At 67.5% G+C, this 24,306-nt stretch carries 19 protein-coding genes; 3 read left to right on the top strand and 16 right to left on the bottom strand.

The genetic code is table 11. The features are described from left to right. Window positions 1–39: 39 nt before the first annotated feature. The 13 genes from trmD to ftsY all read right to left on the bottom strand — a co-directional run bounded on the left by trmD (window position 40) and on the right by ftsY (window position 13,340). Window positions 40–729 carry a tRNA (guanosine(37)-N1)-methyltransferase TrmD gene (trmD, locus tag ACQP2D_RS11420; protein WP_433683683.1) on the bottom strand — a complete coding sequence of 230 codons (690 nt, stop codon included), beginning with the start codon at window positions 727–729 and terminating at the stop codon, window positions 40–42. Window positions 730–792: 63 nt separating this feature from the next. Continuing rightward, entirely contained in the window at window positions 793–1,317 is a 525-nt protein-coding gene (rimM, locus tag ACQP2D_RS11415) for a ribosome maturation factor RimM (protein WP_433683682.1), read from the bottom strand. After that, window positions 1,318–1,560, bottom strand: a complete 243-nt coding sequence (locus tag ACQP2D_RS11410; RefSeq protein ID WP_327101130.1) for an RNA-binding protein — start codon at window positions 1,558–1,560, stop codon at window positions 1,318–1,320. Beyond that, on the bottom strand, window positions 1,560–1,985 hold the full coding sequence (gene rpsP / locus ACQP2D_RS11405) for a 30S ribosomal protein S16 (RefSeq protein WP_355177470.1): 426 nt from the start codon (window positions 1,983–1,985) through the stop codon (window positions 1,560–1,562). Before rpsP ends, ACQP2D_RS11410 begins: the two co-directional genes overlap by 1 nt. A gap of 477 nt (window positions 1,986–2,462) precedes the next feature. After that, on the bottom strand, window positions 2,463–2,627 hold the full coding sequence (locus tag ACQP2D_RS11400; RefSeq protein WP_433683681.1) for a hypothetical protein: 165 nt from the start codon (window positions 2,625–2,627) through the stop codon (window positions 2,463–2,465). 52 nt (window positions 2,628–2,679) lie between these two features. Further along, on the bottom strand, window positions 2,680–3,663 hold the full coding sequence (locus tag ACQP2D_RS11395; protein WP_433683680.1) for an LLM class F420-dependent oxidoreductase: 984 nt from the start codon (window positions 3,661–3,663) through the stop codon (window positions 2,680–2,682). Between the two features lie 138 nt (window positions 3,664–3,801). Continuing rightward, a complete protein-coding gene (locus ACQP2D_RS11390) occupies window positions 3,802–4,896 on the bottom strand; it encodes an amidohydrolase family protein (RefSeq protein ID WP_433683679.1) in 1,095 nt (364 codons plus the stop codon). Window positions 4,897–5,149: 253 nt separating this feature from the next. Continuing rightward, on the bottom strand, window positions 5,150–6,703 hold the full coding sequence (gene ffh / locus ACQP2D_RS11385) for a signal recognition particle protein (protein ID WP_433683678.1): 1,554 nt from the start codon (window positions 6,701–6,703) through the stop codon (window positions 5,150–5,152). A 92-nt stretch (window positions 6,704–6,795) separates the two neighbouring features. Continuing rightward, window positions 6,796–7,110: a hypothetical protein gene (locus ACQP2D_RS11380; RefSeq protein ID WP_433683677.1), complete on the bottom strand. Its 315-nt coding sequence runs from the start codon at window positions 7,108–7,110 to the stop codon at window positions 6,796–6,798. A gap of 109 nt (window positions 7,111–7,219) precedes the next feature. Beyond that, a complete protein-coding gene (locus ACQP2D_RS11375) occupies window positions 7,220–9,700 on the bottom strand; it encodes a [protein-PII] uridylyltransferase (protein WP_433683676.1) in 2,481 nt (826 codons plus the stop codon). A 72-nt stretch (window positions 9,701–9,772) separates the two neighbouring features. Next, window positions 9,773–10,111, bottom strand: a complete 339-nt coding sequence (locus ACQP2D_RS11370; RefSeq protein WP_040868325.1) for a P-II family nitrogen regulator — start codon at window positions 10,109–10,111, stop codon at window positions 9,773–9,775. Window positions 10,112–10,115: 4 nt separating this feature from the next. Continuing rightward, on the bottom strand, window positions 10,116–11,495 hold the full coding sequence (locus ACQP2D_RS11365; RefSeq protein ID WP_433683675.1) for an ammonium transporter: 1,380 nt from the start codon (window positions 11,493–11,495) through the stop codon (window positions 10,116–10,118). A gap of 327 nt (window positions 11,496–11,822) precedes the next feature. Further along, complete coding sequence (gene ftsY / locus ACQP2D_RS11360; RefSeq protein ID WP_433683674.1) at window positions 11,823–13,340, bottom strand: signal recognition particle-docking protein FtsY; 1,518 nt, start codon at window positions 13,338–13,340, stop codon at window positions 11,823–11,825. Between the two features lie 111 nt (window positions 13,341–13,451). Here ftsY and ACQP2D_RS11355 point away from each other — a divergent pair, with 111 nt between their 5' ends. Next, complete coding sequence (locus tag ACQP2D_RS11355) at window positions 13,452–13,841, top strand: DUF2237 family protein (protein WP_014987060.1); 390 nt, start codon at window positions 13,452–13,454, stop codon at window positions 13,839–13,841. A 22-nt stretch (window positions 13,842–13,863) separates the two neighbouring features. On the opposite strand, the gene ACQP2D_RS11350 is transcribed toward ACQP2D_RS11355, so the two are convergent. After that, on the bottom strand, window positions 13,864–14,673 hold the full coding sequence (locus tag ACQP2D_RS11350; RefSeq protein ID WP_433683673.1) for a TetR/AcrR family transcriptional regulator: 810 nt from the start codon (window positions 14,671–14,673) through the stop codon (window positions 13,864–13,866). 118 nt (window positions 14,674–14,791) lie between these two features. On the opposite strand from ACQP2D_RS11350, the gene ACQP2D_RS11345 reads away from it, so the two are divergent. Together ACQP2D_RS11345 and ACQP2D_RS11340 are read left to right on the top strand one after the other, a co-directional pair. After that, window positions 14,792–15,709, top strand: a complete 918-nt coding sequence (locus tag ACQP2D_RS11345; RefSeq protein WP_433683672.1) for an NmrA family NAD(P)-binding protein — start codon at window positions 14,792–14,794, stop codon at window positions 15,707–15,709. A 103-nt stretch (window positions 15,710–15,812) separates the two neighbouring features. After that, entirely contained in the window at window positions 15,813–16,031 is a 219-nt protein-coding gene (locus ACQP2D_RS11340) for a hypothetical protein (RefSeq protein WP_433683671.1), read from the top strand. On the opposite strand, the gene ACQP2D_RS11335 is transcribed toward ACQP2D_RS11340, so the two are convergent. Together ACQP2D_RS11335 and smc are read right to left on the bottom strand one after the other, a co-directional pair. Further along, window positions 16,025–20,488 carry a tetratricopeptide repeat protein gene (locus tag ACQP2D_RS11335; protein WP_433683670.1) on the bottom strand — a complete coding sequence of 1,488 codons (4,464 nt, stop codon included), beginning with the start codon at window positions 20,486–20,488 and terminating at the stop codon, window positions 16,025–16,027. The genes ACQP2D_RS11340 and ACQP2D_RS11335 overlap by 7 nt on opposite strands. A gap of 165 nt (window positions 20,489–20,653) precedes the next feature. Further along, the gene (gene smc / locus ACQP2D_RS11330; RefSeq protein WP_433683669.1) at window positions 20,654–24,271 is read right to left on the bottom strand and encodes a chromosome segregation protein SMC; all 3,618 of its coding nucleotides are present in this window, start codon (window positions 24,269–24,271) and stop codon (window positions 20,654–20,656) included. Window positions 24,272–24,306: the final 35 nt, after the last annotated feature.

The following is a 24,306-nucleotide window of genomic DNA, read 5'->3' as shown; positions in this document are numbered from 1 at the left end:
TCGGTTACGACACCCGAATAGGCCGGGCCGCAGCGAGGCTCAGTCGTCGTAGTCGGCGAGCAGATCCGGACGCCGTTCGCGAGTCCGGGCCAGCGACTGTTCGCGCCGCCATGCGGCGACCTTGGCGTGATCTCCGGACAGCAGGATCGGCGGAACATCCAGACCACGCCAGGAGACCGGACGGGTGTAGCTGGGGCCTTCGAGCAGTCCGTCGGAGAATGAATCCTCCTGGTGGGATTGCTGATTGCCGAGCACGCCGGGGAGCAGTCGAACCACGGCCTCGGCCATGACGAGGACCGCGGCCTCGCCGCCGATGAGAACGTAGTCGCCGATGCTGACCTCTTCGACGCGAACCCGGCGGGCGGCGTCGTCGAAGACGCGTTGATCGATGCCTTCGTAACGGCCGCAAGCGAATACGAGGTGCTTCTCGCTCGCCCAGCGTTGGGCGATGGCCTGGGTGAAGGGCACCCCGGCGGGCGTGGGCACCACGAGCAGCGCGTCATCGGGACACACCTCGTCGAGGGCGTCACCCCAGACGGTCGGCTTCATGACCATGCCCGGTCCGCCGCCGTAAGGCGAGTCGTCCACGGATTTGTGCACGTCGTGGGTCCAGCGACGCAGATCGTGTACGTCGAGCGAGATCAGCCCCTTGTCGATCGCCTTGCCCAGCAACGCCGTTCGCAGCGGCTCCAGATACTCCGGAAAGATCGTGACGACATCGAGTTTCATGCTGCCCCCTGCTTCTGGCGGGAGATACCTACTGATCGCGCCCATCGGCGTAGGCGCACGCCGCTACTCAGGATCGAGCAGGCCTTCGGGCGGATCGATGACGACGAGGTGATCGGCCAGCGAGACCGTCGGCACAATGGCCGTGACGAACGGAATCAGAATTTCGCGGCCATCGTCCGCGGCACGCACCGAAAGCAGTTCACCCGCGGCCGAATGCAGCACCTCGGTGACCTCGCCGACGACAGTGCCATCGGTGAGCTGAACGCTGAGCCCCTCCAACTCGTGGTCGTAATACTCGTCCGGATCCTCCGACGGCGGCAGATCCGCGCTGTCCACGATGAACAGCGTGCCGCGCAGCGCATCGGCGGCAGTGCGATCGGAGACCCCGACCAGCTGCACGAGAAGTCGGCCCGAATGTTCTCGGGCCGACTCCACGGTGAACTCACGGACTTCGTTGGACCGTGCCGCCCGACCGCGCAGCCGCGCACCGGGTGCGAAGCGCGCGTCGGGATCATCGGTGCGTACCTCGACGACCAGTTCGCCGCGCACACCGTGCGATTTGGCGACCCGGCCTACGACGAGTTCCATCTAGGCGTCGGTATCGACCACGTCGACCCGGATGCCCCGGCCGCCGATACCGGCGACCAGGGTGCGCAGCGCGGTCGCGGTACGACCGCCGCGACCGATCACCTTGCCCAGATCCTCGGGATTGACGTGCACCTCGACGGTGCGTCCGCGGCGGCCTGTGATCAGCTCGACCCGGACGTCATCCGGATTGGCGACAATGCCGCGAACCAGATGTTCCACAGCATCGGCGACGACAGCGGACATTACTCGGCAGCCTCGGTCTCGGCGGCCTCGTCCTTCTTGGCGGCCTTCTTCTTGGGGGTGACGGCCTCGGCGACCGGCTCGTTATCGGCGGCGGCCAGCGCGGCGTTGAACAGGTCCAGCTTGGACGGCTTCGGGGCCTTCACCTTCAGGGTGCCCTCGGCGCCCGGCAGGCCCTTGAACTTCTGCCAGTCGCCGGTGATCTCCAGCAGGCGCTGCACGGCCTCGGTCGGCTGCGCGCCGACACCCAGCCAGTACTGCACGCGCTCGGAGTTGATCTCGATCAGCGACGGCTCTTCCTTCGGGTGGTACTTGCCGACGTTCTCGATGGCGCGGCCGTCACGACGGGTGCGGGCGTCGGCGATGACCACGCGGTACTGCGGGTTGCGGATCTTGCCGAGGCGGGTGAGCTTGATGCGAACAGCCATGTGCTGTATCTGCCTTTCAGTGGTTGGTCACGGCACAATTCAGCGACCCGCACGGTCTGCGAGCCCGGTTTTGCGCTTGGAGTGTGTGACCGCCGCGCGGCACGTAACCGGAGACGGGCTGACACTTGTCCAGGAAGGACGATGGTCCATTCTGCCAGACCGGCCACTCTCACCTGAAATCGCGCCATCAGTTGCGCCCGCAAGCGGCCACGCCCAGCTTTGCGCGGACCGACCGGATCGGCCGGAATCGTAATCACCGGATAGGCATACGGCTATCGTCACCGCGCCCGCGATCGCGTGCGCGGTGACTAACCTGTGTCGACGTTCGGATTTCATGGGGCCTGGGCGGCAAGCGGAGCAAGGACAACGCCGGAGCGGAACCGGCCCGCTCGACAGGGACCCAGCGGTGGCGGGACAAGTCGGTCGGGGTCCGCCCGGGTGCATCGCGAGCGGCCCTTTCCGCGGGGAGAGTCGAGTTCAGAGGGGTGCTGAGCCGGCGACTGCCTTCGTGGACATGAAGGGGCTGCCCCACCACATTCGCCACCCGAGTGGGCGGATGGTGACGTCGATCGCACCGGCGGCGGTGGTCTCCTGGCTGTTGCCGGACTGGTCGATGGAGCGCCATAGATTGGTGGCGGCCACTGCCCGAGCGTCCATGCTCGACCGAGCATCCGCAGGCCGAGTCGAGACCGCCCTAGCGAACCAGTGGCGCGAGCGTGCGGCCCGCGAGCTCGACAGCACCGGGTTCGTGACCGGTGGTCACCATATTGACGATGAGGCCTTGGACACCGGTGTCGAGCACCCGGGTCTGCAGTTGCTCGGCGACTTCGGCTGGACTGCCGACGAATTGGCGGTCGGCGATGGTCTGCTTGCGTTCGTCCTCGGAGAGGGTGGACAGGTCGACGCCGATGCCGCGCAGCAGATCCTGCTGTTGTTTGCGCGCGCGGTCGCCGTCTTCATCGATCATCAGGAAGCAGAGGAAGCTGGTTTCCAAAGTCGCCGGGTCGCGGCCGATTTCGGCGCAACGCTGGTGCAGCGCCTCGATCTTGCGCGGGAGTTCGGAGGCGTTGGCGATGATATTGATGTGATCGGCGAACCGGGCCGCCAGCGCGAAGGTCTTCTTCTCGCCCCCGCCACCGAGCAGGATCGGCAGATCGTTGCGCAGCCGGGGCTCGTTCATGGCGTTATCGGTGTGGTACCACTTGCCCTCGAAGGTCGAATGTTCGCCGCGCAGCATCGGTGTGATGATCTGCAGTGCCTCGTCGAGGCGCTGGAATCGTTCGGTAAAGGTGCCGAATTCGAAGCCATAGGACTGATGCTCGAGTTCGAACCAGCCCGCGCCGATACCGAGCACGGCCCGGCCACCGCTCACCAGATCGAGGGTGGTGACGGTCTTGGCGAGCAGCGCGGGATTGCGGTAGGTATTGCCGGTTACCAACGCCGACAACTGAATTCGTTCGGTAGACGCGGCGATGCCGGACAGTGCGGTGTATGACTCCAGCATCGGATCGCTCGGCGCACCGAGACCGGGCAACTGGTAGAAGTGGTCCATTACGAAGACGGTGTCGAAGCCTGCGGCTTCGGCCTCCCTGGCCTGCGCTACCACGGTCGGAAAGAGTTCGCTGACGGGCTGGCCATAGCTGAAGTTGGGCATCTGATAACCGAGGCGAATGGTCACCGAACCGACCATACGCGCCCGCCGCCGCGACTTCCGGTTCTTGCTCGTATCAACTCGCTGACCTGGGCAGCAACGTGCCCGGACCGCCGTCACACGAGCTGCAGCTTGCGCAAACGCCCACCGAGTACGCGGCAGAGGTCACCGGTGGCCGGTGACCGGATTGTGGCTTTTGACGACCCGGCCCCGCAGGACGACGTACTGGGGATCGGTGAGAGCGTCCGGGTTGATACGTGGATCTTCCCGGTAGACAACGAAATCCGCCGGTGCGCCGTCTTCGATGCCCGCTCGGCCCAGCCAGCCGCGGGCATTCCAGGAGGCGGCCCCGAGCGCATCGTGTTTCGACAGCCCGGCCCCCGACAGCGCCGCGATCTCGTCGGCGATGCGGCCGTGCCGGATGGAGCCGCCGGCATCGGTGCCCGCGAAAATCGGCACACCCGCATCGTGCGCATCGGCGACTGTGCGGCGGACCCGCGCGTGCAGATCGCGCATATGCGCGGCGTAGACGGGGAATTTGCCTGCGCCGGCAGCGATTTCGGGGAAGGTGTCGATATTGATGAGGGTCGGCACCAGTGCGGTGCCGTGCTCGACCATCATCTCGATGGTGTCGTCGGTGAGGCCGGTGCCGTGCTCGAGGCAGTCGATACCGGCATTGATCAGCCCCGGCAACGCATCCTCGCCGAAGACGTGCGCCGTCACCCGCGCGCCATTGGCATGGGCGGCGTCGATCGCCTCCTTCAGGATCGCATCGCTCCACAGCGGCCGCAGATCGCCCACCGACCGGTCGATCCAGTCCCCGACGATCTTCACCCAGCCATCGCCGAAACGAGCCTGCTCGGCGACGATATCCGGCAGATCGCGCTCATCGTCGAGTTCGATCCCGAGCTCGCGGATATAGCGCCGCGGTCGCGCGATATGGCGGCCAGCGCGGATGATCCTCGGCAGTTCCTCGTGCTCGTCGACGAAGTGCGTGTCGATCGGTGAACCCGCGTCACGCAGCAGTAGCGCGCCCGCGTCCCGCTCGGTTTCGGCCTGTGCGATCGCCCCGGCCCGGTCCTCGTCTCCCCCGCCGTACCGGATTCCGACATGACAGTGCGCATCGACCAGTCCCGGCACGATCCACCCCGCATCGCACAGGGTTTCGGCCCCCGCGACCGGCTCGAACGACACCACGCCGTCGTGCACCCACAGGTCACGCACCTCGGCATCAGGGAGAACCACACCTCGCAGATGCACAAGCAACCTCCTCGACGTCGTCGGCCGCCTCCAACCTAGTGCCGACACCCTTGACGGTCACCTCGTTCGCCCGCCCGACGCTTCAGTCGGCGCAGGCATCCGTGCAGCCCTTACTTCGCGCCGGGCACCCGGGCAGCGGCCACCCGGCCGAGCCGGACGAATTCATCGTCAAAGGCCGCGCGCAAGTCCGATGTCGGAACGCACGCGGCACGACCTGTCCTGCGCCGCAACAGCATCGGCTGCGGACCGAGCCCTACTTCTTGGGGAAGTTCAGCTTCGAGATATCGAAACCCTCGAGCCCGGGCGGCAACTGGTCCAACCCGGCGGGCATACCGGACAGATCGGGCATACCGGCGGGCATACCAGGCATCCCCGGGAAGCCACCGCGCACCTTCGGCGGTGTCGGCCCGCGGCCACCCTTCTTGCCCTTCTTGCCCTTCTTCGCATTGGCCCGCCGCGAGCCGGGCAGGCCCATCTGGCGGCCCATCATGGCCATCATCTTCTTGGCCTCGAAGAACCGGTCCACCAGCTGGTTGACCTCGGAGACCTGGACGCCGGAGCCATTGGCGATGCGCAGGCGGCGGGATGCGTTGATGATCTTCGGGTTCGCGCGTTCGGCCGGGGTCATGCCGCGGATGATCGCCTGCACCCGGTCGAGCTGCTTATCGTCGACCTGGGCGAGCACATCCTTCATCTGGCCCGCGCCGGGCAGCATGCCGAGCAGATTGCCGATGGGGCCCATCTTGCGAATGGCGAGCATCTGATCGAGGAAGTCCTCGAGCGTCATCTCGCCGCTGCCGATCTTGCGGGCGGCTTCCTCGGCCTGCTGCTGGTCGTAGACCTGCTCGGCCTGCTCGATCAGGCTGAGCACGTCACCCATGCCGAGGATGCGCGAGGCCATCCGGTCCGGGTGGAAGACGTCGAAGTCCTCGAGCTTCTCACCGGTGGAGGCGAACATGATCGGCGCACCGGTCACATTGCGGACCGACAGCGCCGCGCCACCGCGGGCGTCACCGTCGAGCTTGGTGAGCACGACACCGGTGAAGCCGACGCCGTCGCGGAATGCCTCCGCGGTATTGACGGCGTCCTGACCGATCATCGCGTCGAGCACGAACAGCGTCTCGTCGGGCTCGACCGCATCGCGGATCCCCGCGGCCTGTGCCATCAGCTCGGCGTCGATACCGAGGCGGCCGGCGGTGTCGACGATGACCACGTCGTATTGCTTGCTGCGAGCCTCGGCGACACCGGCCTCGGCCACCGCGACCGGATCGGCCGCCGAGATGCCGAGCGGATTGTCGCCGCCACCGATGGAGGTGCCGGGATGCGGCGCGAAGACCGGCGCACCCGCGCGCTCACCGACCACTTGGAGCTGGGTCACCGCGCCGGGGCGCTGCAGGTCGCAGGCCACCAGCAGGGGCTGATGGCCCTGTCCCTTCAGCCATTTCGCGAGCTTGCCCGCCAGGGTCGTCTTACCGGAACCCTGCAGACCGGCGAGCATGATCACCGTCGGCGGGTTCTTGGCGAGGGTCAGCCTGCGGGTTTCGCCGCCGAGGATGCCGACGAGTTCCTCGTTGACGATCTTGACGACCTGCTGGGCCGGATTGAGTGCGGCGGAGACCTCCGCACCCTTGGCCCGCTCCTTGATCTTCGCGATGAAACCGCGGACCACGGGCAACGCGACGTCGGCCTCGAGCAGGGCGAGACGGATCTCGCGACAGGTGGCGTCGATGTCGGCCGGTGACAGACGCCCCTTACCGCGAAGATCCTTGAGGGCACCGGTAAGCCGGTCGGACAGGGATTCGAACACCGATCGCGCTCCTGATCTCGTGGGACGTCACTTGGTATCCCAGGGTAATGGGACAGCCCACCAGTTCGCGCAAGCGGTGCACCTTCCAGGGACTATTCGAGTATGCGACGGCGCGGTTTGGCAGTTTTGCGGTAGTCGTGGTTCTCCAGCGCAACCATGAATACCGCCTCGCGGGCGGTCAGGCCCAGTTCCAGGGCCAGGTCGTCGAGCATGGCCCAGTCGGTGCCCGTCGGCACATCGTGCGTGGCGACGGTGGTGGCGATCGTCATAGCGGTGACAGCCTGTTGTCCGGACAGTGTCCGGCCGGGCAGCCAGGAGACGACCCAGCGGTCACCACCGACGCAGCGCGCCATATGCGTGGTCTCATCACTCGTCATCATCGACGCCGAAACGACTTCAATTGCCACCGACCTGCTCCCCTCATGCTCGCGATAGCCAGACGCTCTGATACTAGGGCGCGAGGGGGCCAGTGCCTACACATTCAGCAAATAATGTGCAAACGTAAATTAGCTCGAGTCAGGCACCTGTGCTCGCGCCGGGCGGACCTACGCCCTCGGGTGGCTTCGGCGCCGGCCGGGGGACCACTGCCAAGATCGCCTTCTCCACGGTCTCGCGGCGCTCCGGGGTGTCCTCGACCAGGTCGAGACCGAAGGCATCGACCACCGCGGAACCCATCGTCACCACCTTCGCCCACCGCACGTCGGCACCGCATTCGGCAAACGCCGCCGCCAACCTGCTGAGCAGCCCGATCCGGTCCTCGGCGCGCAATTCGAGGACCAACTGGCCGGTCGGGTTGGCCGACCAGATCACCCGCGGCCGCGCCTGCGCATACGGGCTCGGCCGGGCGCCGGTGGCCTCGCGCTCACGCTTGGCCAGCAGCGCGTGCAGATCCAGATCGCCGGCCGTGGCCCGGATCAGCTCCTGCCGCAACAGCCCGACATCCGGCGGGTCACCGAATTTGGGCGAGACGACGAAGGTGTTGATGGCCGAATGGCCTTCGCCGCCGACGGTGGCCGAGAGCACCCGCAGTGAGTGCAGGGCCAGCACCCCGGCGGCATCCGAGAGCAGACCCGGGGTGTCCGGCGCGATCACCGTGACGGTGTAGATGTACTTGCCCTCGCCCGAGCGCAGATCGACATGCACGCCACCCGCCGCCGCCTTGGCCAGCAACTCGGGCGCAATCGGCTCCGGCTCGGGCAGCTGATCCCCCGCCATCACTAGGCGGCAGCGCCGCACCAGTTCACCGATCAGCGAAGCCTTCCAATCGCCCCAGACGCCGGGGCCGGTGGCCAGCGAATCGGCCTCGGCCAGGGTGTGCAGCAGTTCCAGCAGCTGCACGTCACCGCCGAGGGTGTCCACGACGAACTGCACGGTGTCGGGATCGGCGAGGTCACGTCGCGTCGCGGTGTCCGGCAACAACAGATGGTGCCGCGCGATCGCGCTGAGGGTTTGCACATCCGACGGCCACAACCCGAGCCGCCGCCCGATATGGGTGGCCAGTTCGGCCCCGACAACGCTGTGATCGCCCGTCCGGCCCTTGCCGATATCGTGCAGCAGCGCGCCCAACATCAGCAGGTCCGGACGGGCGACGCGAGTGCTGAGCGCGCTGGCATAGGCGACCGTCTCCATCAGGTGCCGGTCCACGGTCCAGGTGTGCAGCACATCGCGCGGCGGCAGGTCCCGCACCGCGCCCCATTCCGGAAGCAGCCTGCCCCACAGGCCCGTTCGGTCCAGTGCCTCGACCGCGTGGATGGCGCCGCGTCCCGCGCCGAGCAGGATCAACAGATCGTTGAGTGCGTCCTTGGGCCAGGGCTCGCGCAGTTCCGGCGCGTCCTCGGAGAGCCGATTCAGCGTCGTCGCCGACATCGGCAGCCCGGTCTGCGCCGAGGCCGCGGCCACCCGCAGGATCAGTCCGGGATCGCGCTGCGGTCGCGCGTCCCGCGCCAGCACGACCTCACCGGCATGTTCGACCACCCCCTCATCGAGCGGTCGACGCACCGGCACGCGGCGCAATCGCGCGAGGCCACGACGCGGCAGCGCATTGGCGGCGGTACGCAGACCGACATCGACGGAGTAACTCACCGTCCGCGCGGAATCGCTGAGGGTGCGAGCGAGATCGAAGCGGTCACCGATGCGCAGCGCCGCGCCGATCTCGTCGGCATCCTGGGCACGCAGCTGATCGCGCGCCCGGCCCGCCACCCGATGCAGCTCCGTGCGAACATCTAGCAACCGCCGATGCGCGTGTTTCAGACCGCCGCCCGGCACGTCCGGGCCGAGACCGGGCATGGCATCGGTCAGCTGGGCGATAGCGAGTGCGTCGAGCAGTTGGATATCGCGCAGTCCGCCGCGCCCGTTCTTCAGATCGGGCTCGGCACGATGGGCGATCGCGCCGCTGCGCTGCCATCTGGCCTCGGCCTGTTCGATCAATTCGTCGAAGCGCGAGCGAATCCCGGTCCGCCATTCCCGGCGCACCCCACCGATGAGCAGATTGCTCAACTCGATATCACCGACGATATGCCGGGTCTCGAGCATGCCGAGGGCCGCGATGAGATCGCCGGATGCGACGCGCAGCGCCTGTGGAACGGTGCGCACGCTGTGATCGAGTTTGATGTGGGCGTCCCATAGCGGATACCAGAGCTGGTCGGCCGCCTCGGCCACCCGCGCCGGATCGACATCGTCGTGCAACAACACCAGATCCAGATCGGAATACGGCAGCATCTCCTTGCGGCCGAGACCACCGACGGCGACCACGGCCAGACCGCTGTCGCGGGTGATGCCGAGTTCGGTGCCCTTGGTGGTCAGCCACAGTTCGAACAGATCGACCAGCGCCGAACGCAGGGATTCGGCATCCAGCCGTGGATTTCTGGGCAGTCCGCCCTCGAGCAATTGATTACGTGCCCGGACCAGATCGGCCGCGCCGTTGGAGACATTCGTGCCGCCGTCCTCGGTTACCTGTCCGCTGTCTTGCTCGTGACTACCCACAAACCCACCGCCCATCAAGATGCGTACGGCCCCGCCCCGACCGGGCAATCCGGTGGGAGCGGGGCCGCCGCTCGATTCGATATTTGCCTACAGAGCGTCGGTACCGCGTTCCCCGGTCCGGACCCTGATGATCGACTCCACCGGGGTGACCCAGACCTTGCCGTCACCGATCTTGCCCGTGCGGGAGGCCTCGACGATCACCTCGACGACCTTGTCGACCGAGGCATCGTCGACGACGACCTCGACCCGAACCTTCGGAACGAAATCCACGGAGTATTCCGCACCGCGGTAGACCTCGGTGTGGCCCTTCTGGCGGCCGTAGCCCTGTACCTCGCTGACGGTCATGCCCAGCACACCCGCCTGCTCGAGACCGGATTTGACGTCCTCGAGAGTGAACGGTTTGACGATTGCGGTGATCAGTTTCATGTCGTCATGCCTCCTTGACGGCGGAACGTGCCGTGCCACCCACAGCAGCGAAATCGTATGCCGTTTCAGCGTGCTCGGACTCGTCCATGCCCACCGACTCGGCTTCCTCGCTGGCGCGCAGCCCAATGGTGAACTTCACGATATAGGCAATGATCAGGGTCGCGATGAAGGAGAACGCAAGTACCGCACCGGCGCCGACGGCCTGGCGCCACAGCTGGTCGAAACCGCCGCCGTAGAACAGGCCGGTCTTGCCCGCACCCGCCTCCGGAGCGGCGACCAGGCCGACCATCAGGGTGCCGATGATGCCGCCGACGAGGTGCACGCCGACCACGTCGAGCGAGTCGTCGAAGCCGAACTTGAACTTCAGGCCGACCGCCAGCGCACACACCGCACCGGCCACGAAGCCGATCGCCAGCGCGCCGACCACGTTCACCGAGGAACAGGACGGGGTGATCGCGACCAGACCGGCCACCACACCCGAGGCCGCACCCAGCGAGGTGGGCTTGCCGTCGCGGAACTTCTCCACCAGCAGCCAGGCCAGCATCGCCGCGCAGGTCGCGAGGGTGGTGGTGATGAAGGTCGAACCGGCCAGACCACCCGAGGTGACCGCGGAACCGGCGTTGAATCCGAACCAGCCGAACCACAGCAGACCGGCGCCGAGCATCACGAACGGCAGGTTGTGCGGACGGAACGGGGTGCTCGGCCAACCCTTGCGCTTGCCGAGCACGAGCACCAGGGCCAAGCCCGCCGCACCGGCGTTGATGTGGACCGCGGTACCACCGGCGAAGTCGACCGCGAGCAGCTTGTTCGCGATCCAGCCGCCCTCGTGCACGACGTTGCCGTCGGCATCCTTGACATCGAAGTCGAAGACCCAGTGCGCGACCGGGAAGTAGACGACCGTCGCCCAGATACCCGCGAACAGCAGCCAGGAACCGAACTTCAGGCGGTCGGCGACCGCACCCGAGATGAGGGCAACCGTAATGATCGCGAACATCAGCTGGAACGCGACGAATACGGTCGCGGGAATGGTGCCCGCGAGCGGGATATTCACGGCCGCGGTGGTGACGGCGCCGCTGGCATCCTTCACCTCGGCAACCGAATTGCCGCCGATCAGACCCTTGAGGCCGAAGAACTGCGCGGGATCACCGACCACACCGAATTTGTTGTCGCCGAACGCGGCCGAGTATCCGTACAGCGACCACAGCACGCCGACGAGTCCCATGGCGCTGATGCTCATCATGATCATGTTGAGCACATTCTTCGAGCGGACCATGCCGCCGTAGAAGAACGCCAGGCCGGGCGTCATCAACAATACGAGTGCTGAACTCGCCAGCATCCAGGCGGTGTCACCGGTGTCCGGTGCACCGGTAAGGGGAAAAGCCACCTTAATGTCCTCCTCATCTCGGGCCCAGCCGACTCCGGCAAATGGACCTGCACAGAAGGGTCCTCATTCGGTGTTTCATCCACAGAGCTGTCGTGTTTCACCTGCGTGAACGGATGGAGCAGTTGTGTTGCTACCACGTTTCGAAATGTTCGCCCCGAGTTTCCCGGACAGTGTGAGGTGGGTGTCGGCGGAGGTCGGGGAGTATTTACCGAGGAGTAGGTACGGCAAACTTCCGGCGCGCGGCACTCGCCCCCCGCTCCCTGATCGGTAGCGGGGGTCGAGCGAGCGCGAACGGACCCGTGCCGCGCGACGGTATGGCTATTCGGTTCAGCCGAGCAGTGCGTCGACGAAGGCGGCGGGTTCGAACGGGGCCAGATCGTCGGCGCCCTCGCCGAGGCCGACCAGTTTCACCGGCACGCCGAGTTCGTGCTGGACCTGGAAGACGATTCCGCCCTTGGCCGTTCCATCGAGTTTGGTCAGTACCACGCCAGTGATATCCACCACTTCTGCGAAGACCCTGGCCTGCATGAGACCGTTCTGGCCGACGGTGGCATCGAGGACGAGCAGGACCTCGTCGACCTTGGCCTTCTTCTCCACCACACGCTTGACCTTGCCGAGCTCGTCCATCAGACCGGTCTTGGTGTGCAGGCGGCCCGCGGTGTCGATCATGACGACATCGACGCCGCGGTCGATGCCAGCGCCGACCGCGTCGAAGGCGACGGCCGCGGGGTCCGCGCCCTCCTTGCCGCGGACCGTATCCGCGCCGACCCGCTCACCCCAGGTCTGCAACTGATCGGCGGCCGCCGCGCGGAAGGTATCGGCCGCACCGAGCAGCACGCGGCGGCCATCGGCGACGAGGACGCGGGCCAGCTTGCCGGTGGTGGTGGTCTTTCCGGTGCCGTTGACGCCGACGACCAGCAGGATCGACGGGTGATCGTCGTGCGGGAGCGCACGGACCGAGCGGTCGAGCTCGGGGCGCAGGGCCTCGACCAGCACATCGCGCAGGACGGCGCGGGCCTGTTCGGTATTGCGGACGCTGCGGGCCGCCATTTCCTCGCGGAGGCGCTCGACCACCGCCGCGGTGCTCGCGGTGCCGAGATCGGCGAGGACCAGGGTGTCCTCGACCTCTTCCCAGGAGTCCTCATCCAGGTCACCGCCGCCGAGCAGGCCGAGCAGGCTCTTGCCCACGGCGTTCTGCGAACGGGACAGGCGCCCGCGCAGGCGGACCAGGCGGCCCGCGGTCGGCTCGATTTCCTCGAGGGCGGGGACGATCGCGGCGTCGGCGGCGGTGGGCTCTGGGGCGGCTTCGACCGAAGTTTCTTCTGGTCCGGGCGCGGGAGTTGTCGGCGCGGTGGTGTCCGTGGGTGCGCCCGTGTCGGCATCCGTTGGAGCGGCCTCGGGTTGGGTGGCTACCGCGTCCGACTCGACCGAGGTATCGGAATCAGCCGTGGCCGTTGTGGATTCGACCGCACCATCGGTCTCGGCCGGAGCGGACTGCGCGGTGTCGACATCGCTCTCGGGCAGCGACACATTGGTTATGCCGCGCTTCGGCGCGTCGCGCGGAATCGCCGCGTCATCGCCGATATGCGGCTGCCCCTCGGTGTCGGTTCGCTCGATCGGTGCGGGTTCCGGGCGTGTCGCGGTGGCCGTGCCGCCCTGACTGAAGTTGAAGCCACCCGAGGCCGTGTACCCACCCGACCGGTCGGTCAGTTCTTTCTCCGCGGTGGGCGACGTCAGCGTGACGCGACGGCGTTTGTACAGGACGAATCCGGCGACAAACGCCACCACCAGCACGGCGGCGACAGCGGCAATCAGGATCCAGGCTTCGGAACTCACGCCGACCATCCTTGCAGAACCAGATTCTTCGCATTACCACGCCGTCCTGGCCCCGACACACAACCCCCGAGATTTCTTGTCCTGCGGAACTTCTCGCGAAGGGACAATAGGATCGGCGACGTGACCGATCGAAACGTGCTTGGGGGGCCGCTGGAAGAGTGCGGCGCCGATCCTCTCACCGGGTTCTACCGGGACGGCTGCTGCAGCACCGGGCCGGAGGATCTCGGTAGCCACACCGTGTGCACCGTCGTCACGGCTGAGTTTCTCGAACACCAGGCGTCCATCGGCAACGATTTGAGTACGCCGCGCCCGGAGAACAACTTCCCGGGCCTGCAACCGGGAGACCGGTGGTGTGTGGTGGCGGTGCGCTGGCTGCACGCGCACGAGGACGGCGTCGCCGCACCCGTGGTGCTGGCGGCCACCCACGAAAACGCCCTGGAAGTGATCTCGATGGATATTTTGCGCAAATACGCCGTCGACGTACCGGACGACGTGAGCGACCTGCTCTAGCACTCTCCCGAGGACCCGCCTGTCAACCTCTCGCGACTGCCCCGGCCAGGGCGGCGCGAGCGGTTCGTTGGCGGTGCGCCTTTTGACGGCAGGCGGCGCCGCAGTAACGGGCCGGCCGGCCGGTTCCGGTGGGGCGGATCGCGGTACCGCAGATCGGGCAGTGCACGCCGGTCGTTTCGTTACGTGAAGCTGTTCCGTTACGGAGGATGGCCTCTGCGTCGGGTTTCGTTACGGTCCGGATTCTCGGGTCCGCGCGCATCGCGTCGAGCATGATGGCGGCGGCGCGGATCATCGGGCCGTCGGGGCGCTGACGTCGCTGGATCGCAACACATCCGGTGAAGATGTCCAGTACATCGGCCATTTCGATATCGGGGCGGACCGCGCCCTGGCGCTGCGCGGCCGTCAACAGGGCGCCGAGCGCGTGATGGAACCGGTCGCCCGCGCTGCGTAGCAGCGCCTTCGGCCAGCCGTCGTCGGACTGGACGATATCGCAGAGCGCCTGGCTGCGCGGAGCCGAGGCGACCACCTCGGTGCAGAGCGCGAAGAACGCGGCACCCGGATCCGGCGCGTCGAGATGCGCGGCCGCGACGGCGGCGAGCCGGTCGATGCGGTGTTGCATAACCGCTTCCAGCAGATCGGTTTTCGTGGGGAAATGCCGGTAGACCGTGCCTGCGCCCACCCCGGCACGGCGCGCGACCTCGGCCAGCGAGACCGAAGTGCCGTGTTCGGCGAAGGCGCGTTGTGCGGCGGCCAGCACCAGCGCCCGGTTGCGGCGGGCATCGGCTCGTGCGGCGGCGCCGGGCGGTGTGGGCGGAGACTGCGGAGCAGGCATTTCGTTACGGCCTTCCGTGCCGGGACCTGGTCAAGCGGGTGATCGCGCCCATATCGTCCGAATGCGGGTTATCCGACCCGATTGTACGAGCAGAGTCCGATCGAATGAGAAGGCGAGCATGTCCCCTCAGCAGAACCCGATACTGATCACCGGCGCGACCGGCAAGCAGGGCGGCGCCACCGCGCGCCGACTGCTGGCCGACGGCGTCGCGGTGCGTGCGCTGGTCCGCGATCCCGACGCGCCCGCGGCGCAGGCACTCGCCGACGCGGGCGCCGAATTGGTGACCGGCGACTTCGACGCACCGGCAACACTGGACGCCGCCGTCGCCGGTGTGCGCGCCGTATTCCTTGTTCCACCAGCCGCTTTCGGACCGAACGGTTGGGACGCGGAGTTGGAGGCCACCCGCGGCATCGCGGTACTCGACGCGGCCGCACGCGCCGGTGTCGACCAGATCGTCTTCACCGGCGTCGCCTCGATGACCGATGACCGCTCCTGGGGTATGGCCGGAAAGGGTCGCATCGAGGATGCGATCGCGGCCAGTGGTCTGCGCTACACCCTGCTGCGCCCGGTGCGTTTCATGGAGAACTACGTCCTGCGTGGCAGTCCAGTGGACGGAATTATCGACGGCGTGCACAAGCACCTGTTCCAGGCGGACCGGCCGCTGCAGATGATCGCCATCGCCGATATCGCGGCCTTCGCCGCACTGGCCTTCCACGATCCGGACCGCTTCCACGGCCGGACCCTCGAATTGGCCGGTGACGCGATCACACCCGTCGCGGCGGTGGCGGCGATCAACCGCGCCACCGGCCTCACGGTGCGCTACGTCGAGGCGAGCGAGGCCGAGGCGGATGAACTCGGCGAACAGATCGGCAATACGTGGCGGCTCATCCGGCAGAACGGCGGCTGGCACGCCGACATCCCGGCGCTGCGCGAGATCTATCCCGCCCTCACCACCCTCGAATCCTGGCTCACCACAACCGGAGCCGCCCTGATCAAGGCGCAATTCGACAACGACCGCCGCGTCGGCGCGCACTGACCGAACAGCCGCACTCCTTGTCGGCCCTTTTGCGGCGCCCGGGTGCACAGGGCCGAAAGCGGGTGCGGCTGTATGCCACGGCTTCCGACGTACGCTCGATGCGGTGAACCTGCTCGAAGGGTGGACCAACCGCAAGCGCCGCGATCCGGTCGGCGCGGAGGTCGATGAGATATTCGGACCCACGCGCAAGCACATTCACGAGCGCAAGGAATGGGTGGCGGTGGCCGAGGTGGACGACCGCGAATCCGGCGATGATCCGCTCGTCGACCTCGATTCCGGCGTCGTCACCCTGAGTCCCCGGGGCGGCCGATCGGCTCAGTAATCCGGAGGATGCGAATCGGGATCGCCGTTGGCGCGGCCGAGCGGGCGGCGGATCCGGGTGCGCACGCCGAAGCTACCTGTGCTGCTGGCGGTTCCGTTGTGGCACGCGGCGCGCGTGCGGCGGGTGTCGGGGTGGTCGGGACCGAGGACCCGCAGTTGCACTTCGAGCAGCTGCTCGTATTCGACTGCGGCGGTGGCGGTGTCACCCGCGCCGTGGCGCGCGTGGGCCAAGTGGTAGCGGGTGGCGAGGGTGCGCGGGTGGTCGACGCCGAATATCCGATGTTCATCGGCGAGTAGCCGCTCGAGCTCACCGACGGCGGAACGGGAATCACCGGATTCACAACGCCAGCGGGCCAATTCATTGCGGTTCAGCAGTGTGTCCGGATGATCGTCGCCGAGCACCCGGATGCGATCGGTGAGCAGTCCGGCCAACTCCGCCACGGCGGTGGCCGGATCGCCGTGCGCGCCACGCCAACACGCGAGATCGTGGCGGGTGCGGAAGGTGTTCGGATGCTCGGGGCCGTGCACCCGAATGCGATTGGCGAGTACGTACTCGAATTCCGGGAGGGCAGTGGCGATATCGCCGCTTTCGGCGCGGTACTGCGCGAGATTGGCTCTGGTGCGCAGGGTGTCGGGATGGTCGGGGCCGAGTACGCGCTCGCGCGCGAGGAGCAGTTGCTCGAATTCGACAACGGCCGCCGCCGGGTCGCCGCTCTCGCCGCGCCAATACGCGAGATTGTGCAGTGAGGTCAGTGTGTCGTGGTGGTCGGGTCCGAGTATCCGCCGCCGGTCGTTCAGCAGTTCCTCGTATTCGGCTATGGCGGTGGCGTAATGGCCCGCTTCACCGCGCCATCTGGCCAGATTGTGCCGGGTGCGCAGGGTGTCGGGATGGTCGGGTCCGAGCACGCGCAGCCGGACCGGCAGCAGCTCCTCTAGCGCGGCGAGCGCGGCAGCGAGATCGCCACTCTCCCCGCGCCAGAGTGCGAGGCGGTGCCAGGTGTGCAGGGTTTCGGGGTGATCCGGCCCGAGGACCGCGCGTTCGTCGTCGAGCAGCCGCTCGTATTCGGTGACAGCGGCGCCGATCTGACCGCTCTGACCGCGGAAGAACGCGAGACTGTGCCGGGTGCTGAAGGTCTCGGGGTGGTGCGGACCGAGGACCGCGAGTTCATCGCGGAGCAGATGCTCGTACTCCGCGACCGCGGTGGCGGGGTCACCACTTTCCCCACGCCAGTACGCCACGGCATGGCGGGTGCGCAGGGTATCGGGATGGTCGATCGGCAGCACCCGCTGCCGGTCGGCGAGCAATTGTCGGTACTCCTCGACCGCGGTGGCCGGGTTGCCGCTCTCCCCGCGCCAGAAGGCCAGTTCGTGCCTGGTGCGCAGGGTATGCGGATTGTCGGGCCCCAGGATGCGGATCCGGACCGGAAGTATCTGTTCGAATTCGGCGACGGCCGTGAGGTAGTGACCGATTTCGCCGTACAGGTGGGCCAGGTTGTGGCGCGAGAGCAGGGTAATCGGATGGTCGAGGCCGAGGATGCGCCGCTCATCGTCTATCAGCGCCACGAACTCCTGGATGGCACGACGGTGATCGCCGCTTTCGCCACGCCAATAGGCGATGTTGTTGCGGGTGCGCAACGTGCGCGGATGCTCGGGTCCGAGAATGCGCGTCCGGTCGGTGAGCAATTGCTGGAATTCCGCGATAGCGGTGGCGTGGTCACCGCTGACGCCGCGCCAGCGGGCAACGTCATTGCGGGTGATCAGGGTGTGCGGATGGTCGGGTCCGAGCACGCGCTCCTGCTCGGCCAATAACTGCTGGAACTCGGTGATCGCGCGCACATGATCGCCGCTCTCGGCGTGCAGCTGGGTGACCCGATGTCGGGTCTTGAAGAAGGCCGGATCGGCGGTGCCGGAGATGCGCTGCTGATCGACGAGCAGCTGATGCAGCTCGATAATGGCGGTATCGATATCACCGCTTTCGCTGCGCCAGTACGCGAGTTCGTAACGGGCGGTGAGCGTGTCGGGATGATCCGGTCCGAGTACGGCGCGTCGATCGATGAACAGTCGCTGGAATTCGGCAATGGCCTCGGCCGTCTCGCCCTGCTCGCCACGGAAATGTGCGAGGTCACCTCGGGTGCGCAGGGTCGCCGGATCATCCGCGCCGAGCAGGCGGGTCCGGTCGGCGACCAACTGCTCGAATTCGGCTATGGCCGTGGGGAAAGCACCGCTTTCGCCGTGCCAGCGGGCGAGATTGGTGCGAATGGTCAGGGTGCCGAGGGCATCGGCGCCGAGCAACCGGGTGCTCTCGACGAGTAGGTTCTGATGGTCGACGGTGGCGGTCGCCAGATCGCCGCTCTCCCCGCGCCAGAACGCGAGATTGTTGCGGGCGGTCAGGGTATCGGCGTGCTCCGGACCGACCGACGCCTCGAACGCCGGAATCCAAGCCGCCCACAGATCGCGGTTATCCGCGGCGCGCTGGGTGTTCAACCGTTCCAGGAAAGCCAATGCCGCGGCCGAATCACCGTAGCCGAGATAGTGCCGCACGGCCGATCGACGGCCGTAATCGGTGATCTGGGGCGCGGGTTGGGTCGAGCGCGCGTCCTGCTCGAGTGCCTTCGCCAGCGCCCGATGCGCGTCCCGGCGCGCCACCGTGCGCCCCGCGGCGATGAGCGAGCGCCGAAACGCGTTGTGCGCCAATCCGAGCATCTCGCCCGAGGTGCCCGGATGCCCCCGACTGACCAGCACCCCGAGCCGAACGACTAGATCTCGAATCCGGTTGGTGCTCAACCCGATATCCAGGAAATCCAGCGCACGTTCCAGCAGTTCGAGCGGCAGGACCGGACCTGCGCCCGCCGCGACCAGGATGCCGAGCAGCGCGGAAGCCGCCTGTGCCGTCGCGGGATCCGCATTGTCGACCACATCGCGGACCCGCCGCCAGACCAGGGCGTCGAGACCGATCCCCCGGTCCAGGTCCGAGGACGTGATATCGGAGTGGATCTCGATCAGCAGCCGGGCCAGCAGCCACCCACCGGTCGGAGTCTGCTGCAGCAGACCCTCGATCCACTCGCGCCAATTGGTGTGCTCGGTGTGGCCGCGGGCCGCCGCGACGGTATCGGCGATATCCGCCGTCGTCGGAGCTGGCACATCGATGCGCCGCATATGGGCCAGCAGCGGCGAATTCTCGATACCGGTTCCGTCACGGATGCCGACGATGAGATGCACATGGGCGAGTTCCGGACGGCGGGTCAACTCGGCGACCGCATAGGACAGCAGCGTGCGACTGCCGCGCTTCGGATGATCGAGTCCGTCGACCAGGATGTGCACCGGCTTCGACGGGTCGAGCCGGGCCAGCGGCCGCAGGATTTTGATATCGAACTGGTCGAGTCGGCTGCTGTCTTGTTCGGCGAGGTCGAATTCGACCATGCGCGTTGCCGTTTTGAAGCCGTCGAGCCGCCTGCCCAGCTGCTGCGCCAACTCGGCGGTGAACGATTCCAGTGAGCTGGTCACATCGAGAATCACTGCGGCCGTGATGTATTCGGCCTTGATCGGCAGCGTGTCCACCCAGCCCGGACGGATCAGGGTCGCGAGCAAGGTGGATTTGCCGCAGCCCGCGGGGCCGACCACCCCGCGTAACCGATCCGTGCCCGCGTCGACCACCTGGGTCAGCCGCTCGCGCAATGGCTCCGAGACGACCAGACCATTGATCAGCTGGTCCACGAAACCCGCGGCCGCGCTGCCGCTCACCGCATCCTCCCGTCGGGCGACATTGGGCACCAGCCAGAGACCGGGATCGCTACTGGTCGTGCGGATTCCGGAGGTGAAGGAGAACGACTGCGGCTCCAGCGCCGGACATCGGCGCAGCGGCCGCACCAGATCCGAAGGCAGCAGGCTTTCGCCGCCGTGCGGCACCCCCTTGCCGAACGTGGTGATGATCGTTCGAGTGAAGCACCCGAAATAGGCGGGGCCATTGCCGGTGGCGACCAACAGTTCGACACGCCCGTTCGGGCCGGACGCCTCCGGCCAGCGCCGGGCCGCACCCCGCACGCCCTCCCCCGTCTCGCAGGCGTCGACCAGCACGATCAACCCGTCCAGCGCGGCGGCGCTGTTCAGGTGTTCCTGGATTTCCTGGGTCAGATGAAAAGCGTTGCGCAGCTTGGGCAGCTGTGGGGAATCGTGGGCGAGCAGATAGAAATTCTCCGAGGCGGTGGTCATGCCGTGGCCGATAAAGCTGATGAGCAGCGTCGCTTGCTGATTCGAGGCGATCTCGAAGGCATCGTCTACGGCGCTGGCCAATTCGTCGATCGTCGGATCCAAGAGCGGCCCGCCGTTGCGAGTGGCCGGTTGCCAGCCCCCGAGCCCCCGCAGTTCGGTGTAGAGACCGGTGGCGAGCTCGCCGGTGAAACCCAACCGGGGCAGCGCTGCGCACTCCGAGCCGACTACCAGCGCCACCCTCCCGCCCATATTCCGCAACCTACTCCGCCCGTGCCCGCCCCCGGGCAACAACGGGAAATCGAAAAGGCCACGATCACAACGGCTTTGTGATCAATTCGGCCCGATCAATCGGACGGCCGGCCCCGCAACGCCATACGTCCGCCCCGCGGATGTGCCCCGATTGCGGTGACCGGCTCAGCCCGCCGCGGCACCCACCGGCGCCAGGTTCTCCCCACGCAGGCGTTGGCTGATCACCTGGGTGATGCCATCGCCGCGCATGCTGACGCCGTAGAGGGCGTCGGCGATCTCCATGGTCGGCTTCTGGTGGGTGATGACGATCAGCTGACTCTTCTCGCGCAGCTGCTCGAACAGGCCGATGAGGCGGCGAAGGTTGGTATCGTCCAGCGCGGCTTCGACCTCGTCCATCACGTAGAACGGCGAGGGGCGGGCGCGGAAGATGGCCACCAGCAGCGCGACCGCGGTCAGCGACTTCTCACCACCCGATAGCAGCGACAGCCGCTTGACCTTCTTGCCGGGCGGGCGCGCCTCCACCTCGATGCCGGTGGTCAACATGTCCGACGGATCGGTGAGCACCAGCCTGCCCTCGCCGCCGGGGAACAGCTTGGCGAAGACGCCGACGAATTCGCGTTCGACATCCTCATATGCCTCGGTGAAAACCTGCAGGATGCGCGCGTCCACCTCGGCGACCACATCGAGCAGATCCTTGCGCGCGCTCTTGACGTCCTCGAGCTGGGTGGCGAGGAAGTTGTAGCGCTCCTCGAGTGCCGCGAACTCTTCCAGCGCAAGGGGATTCACCTTGCCCAGGGTAGTCAGATCCTTCTCGGCGCGTTTGGCGCGGCGTTCCTGGGTCTTGCGGTCATAGGGCATCGGCGTCGGCGCGCTGACCTGCTCCCCGCGCTCCTTGGCCTGCTCGTATTCCTGCCACTCCAGATCCGATGGCGGCAGCGGCACATCCGGACCGTACTCGGCGATCAGATCCGACAGCGCGATGCCGAACTGTTCGGCAATGGTCGCCTCGATCTGCTCGATCCGCAGTGCCGCTTGCGCCTTGGCGACCTCGTCGCGGTGCACGGCGTCGGTGAGCTGGGCCAGCTGGGTGGTCAGCGCCCGGACCCGCTCCTTGATCTGCTCGACCTGGGCGGCGCATTCGGTGCGGCGGCGCACCAGTTCGTCGCGGCGCGTACCCGCCTGGGCCACAACCGATTCCAGTTCGGCGGCGACCTTCGCACCGGATTCGGCAACGGCGGCGGCGACGGCGGCGGCCTGTTTGCGCGCGGCCTGCGCGCGTTCGGCACGGGCCCTGGTCTCGCGTTCGGCGCGGGCCGCCCGGCGCAGCGAATCCGCTTTGCCGCGAACCGATTCCGCGCGTTCCTCGGAGGTGCGCACCGCCAAGCGGGCCTCGACCTCCATGGATCGGGCCTCGGCCAGTGCGGCGGCGGCCTCCTCCCGGTCGCGGCCCGCCGATTCGGTGCCCGCCAAGCCCATACCGTCGTCGACATCGGATTCGAGTTCGGTGCGGCGCAGCCGTTCTTCGAGATCGGCCAGCGCCGCCAGCGCCTCTTCCCGACCCGACTCGGTTTCCGCGCGCTGACCGGTGATCCGGTCGACGTCGGCCTGGGCGGTGCGTGCCACCTCGCCCACCCTGCCGAGCCGGTCGTAGATCACCACCAGGGCCTGATCGGATTCGTGCAGTGCGAGCAACGCCTGGTCGACGGCATCCTTGCGGTCGGCCTGTTCGTCCAGTGCGCCGGAGAGGGCGGCCTCCAACTCCTCGGCGCGGCGCTGGGCGGCGATCAGATCGGCCTTGGCGGCGTCGATATCGGCCTGGATCTCCAGCTGACTCGGTGCGCGATCGGATCCGCCCAGCACCCAACCGGTTCCGGCGAGATCGCCGTCGCGGGTGACCACACGCAGATCCGGCCGGGCGCGGACCACTTCGGCGGCGGCCGCGAGATCGTCGACCACGGCGACGCCGGCGGTCAGTGCGGCAATGGCGCCGCGCACGTTATCCGGGCCGTCCACCACGTCGGCGAGCCAGCGGGCCGCACCGGGCAACGCACCGTCGGACTTCGGCAAACCATCTCGAGCATCGAATACCAGCGCGGCGCGACCGCCGTCGGCCTCCTTCAGCGCGCGCACCGCGGCATGGGCGGAGTCTCCGGTGTCGGCGGCAACGGCATCGGCGAGTGGGCCGAGGGTCGCGGCGACCGCGGCCTCGAAACCACCGTGCACCCGGATCAGCCCGGAAAGCGGACCGAGCAGTCCCTGCGAGCGGTTCTCGACCAGCCAGGCCGCGCCGTCCCTGCGGGCCAGCCCCATGCCCAATGCTTCGATGCGGGCGCTCAGCGAGGCGACCCGCTTGCTGGCGTCGCGGTCCTGCTCCCGCAGTTCGGTGACACGCTGATCGGCCAGCGCGAGCGCTTGCACCGCATGTTCGTGCTGGGCGTCCAAACCGGCCTCACCGGCCTCGAGTTCGCCGAGTTCGCCTTGGACGGTATCGAATTCGGCCTGGGCCGCCTCGCCGCGCTGGCGGGCCTCGCCGATCGCGACGGTCAGCCGGGTGATCTCCGCATCGACCGACTGCGACCTGGTGCGCAGGGTCTCGACCTGACCCGATAGCCGGGCCAGCCCCTCGCGCCGGTCGGCGATGGCGCGCACCGCGGCCAGATGCGCCTGTTCGGCGGCCTTGGCGGCCTGCTCGCGTTCGGCGAGTGCGTCGCGCGCCGCCTCCAGGGTTTCGGCCGCGATCTCTACAGCCTCGCGCAGTTCGGCCTCCTCGGCCTCGACGCGTTCGGCCTCGGCCTCGAGCTGTTCGGGATCGCGGCCGCTGCCGACGGGCAGTTCGGTGTGCAGGTTGCGGGCCCGGTCACCCGCGATGCGGATGGTCGCATTGACGCGCTCGGCCAGTGCGGACAGCTGGAACCAGATCTGCGCGGCGGCCTCGGCGCTCGGGGTGAGCCGGGACAGCTGGAACTCCTGCTGCGCCAGTGCGGCATTCGCGGCGTCGAGTTCGGTCTGCACGGTGATCTGCTGCTCGCGGGCGTACGCCTCTTTGCTCTGCTGGCTCTCGAGCTCGTTGCGCCGGGTGACCAGATCGTCGGCGGCCAGGCGCAGGCGCGCGTCACGCAGGTCGGCCTGCACGGTCTGGGCGCGGCGGGCCACCTCGGCCTGTCTACCGAGCGGTTTGAGCTGGCGGCGCAGTTCGGTGGTGAGGTCGGTGAGGCGGGCCAGGTTGGCCTGCATCGCCTCCAGTTTGCGGACCGCCTTCTCCTTGCGCTTGCGGTGCTTGAGCACGCCGGCTGCTTCCTCGACGAACGCGCGGCGGTCCTCGGGGCGCGATTCCAGGATGGCGGACAGTTGGCCCTGTCCGACGATGACGTGCATTTCCCGGCCGATCCCGGAGTCGCTGAGCAGTTCCTGCACATCCATCAGGCGGCAGGAGCTGCCGTTGATCTCGTATTCACCCGCGCCGTCGCGGAACATGCGCCGGGTGATGGAGACCTCGGCGTAGTCGATCGGCAGCGCACCGTCGGAGTTGTCGATGGTCAGCGTGACCTCGGCGCGCCCGAGCGGCGCCCGGCCGGAGGTTCCGGCGAAGATGACGTCCTGCATCTTGCCGCCGCGCAGCGCCTTCGCGCCCTGTTCGCCCATCACCCAGGTGAGTGCGTCGACGACATTGGATTTGCCCGAACCGTTCGGGCCGACCACACAGGTGATGCCCGGTTCGAAGCGCAAGGTCGTCGCGGACGCGAAGGATTTGAATCCCTTCAACGTCAGACTCTTCAGGTGCAAATTCGACGACCCTTCCCTGTGCGGTGGTCGGACAT

Source organism: Nocardia sp. CA-119907 (assembly GCF_050955995.1).
In the GTDB taxonomy this organism is placed as follows: domain Bacteria; phylum Actinomycetota; class Actinomycetes; order Mycobacteriales; family Mycobacteriaceae; genus Nocardia.
Note: the sequence above shows the minus strand (reverse complement) of the source record. Positions and strands in the feature narration are given on the sequence as shown.

Excerpts from the sequence above, each read along its gene's own strand:
- ACQP2D_RS11370 (WP_040868325.1), bottom strand. The coding sequence starts at position 10,111 with ATGAAACTGATCACCGCAATCGTCAAACCGTTCACTCTCGAGGACGTC.
- ACQP2D_RS11375 (WP_433683676.1), bottom strand. The coding sequence starts at position 9,700 with ATGGGCGGTGGGTTTGTGGGTAGTCACGAGCAAGACAGCGGACAGGTA.
- ACQP2D_RS11410 (WP_327101130.1), bottom strand. The coding sequence starts at position 1,560 with ATGTCCGCTGTCGTCGCCGATGCTGTGGAACATCTGGTTCGCGGCATT.
- ACQP2D_RS11350 (WP_433683673.1), bottom strand. The coding sequence starts at position 14,673 with ATGCCTGCTCCGCAGTCTCCGCCCACACCGCCCGGCGCCGCCGCACGA.
- ACQP2D_RS11345 (WP_433683672.1), top strand. The coding sequence starts at position 14,792 with ATGTCCCCTCAGCAGAACCCGATACTGATCACCGGCGCGACCGGCAAG.
- ACQP2D_RS11335 (WP_433683670.1), bottom strand. The coding sequence starts at position 20,488 with ATGGGCGGGAGGGTGGCGCTGGTAGTCGGCTCGGAGTGCGCAGCGCTG.
- trmD (WP_433683683.1), bottom strand. The coding sequence starts at position 729 with ATGAAACTCGATGTCGTCACGATCTTTCCGGAGTATCTGGAGCCGCTG.
- rimM (WP_433683682.1), bottom strand. The coding sequence starts at position 1,317 with ATGGAACTCGTCGTAGGCCGGGTCGCCAAATCGCACGGTGTGCGCGGC.
- ftsY (WP_433683674.1), bottom strand. The coding sequence starts at position 13,340 with ATGGTCGGCGTGAGTTCCGAAGCCTGGATCCTGATTGCCGCTGTCGCC.
- rpsP (WP_355177470.1), bottom strand. The coding sequence starts at position 1,985 with ATGGCTGTTCGCATCAAGCTCACCCGCCTCGGCAAGATCCGCAACCCG.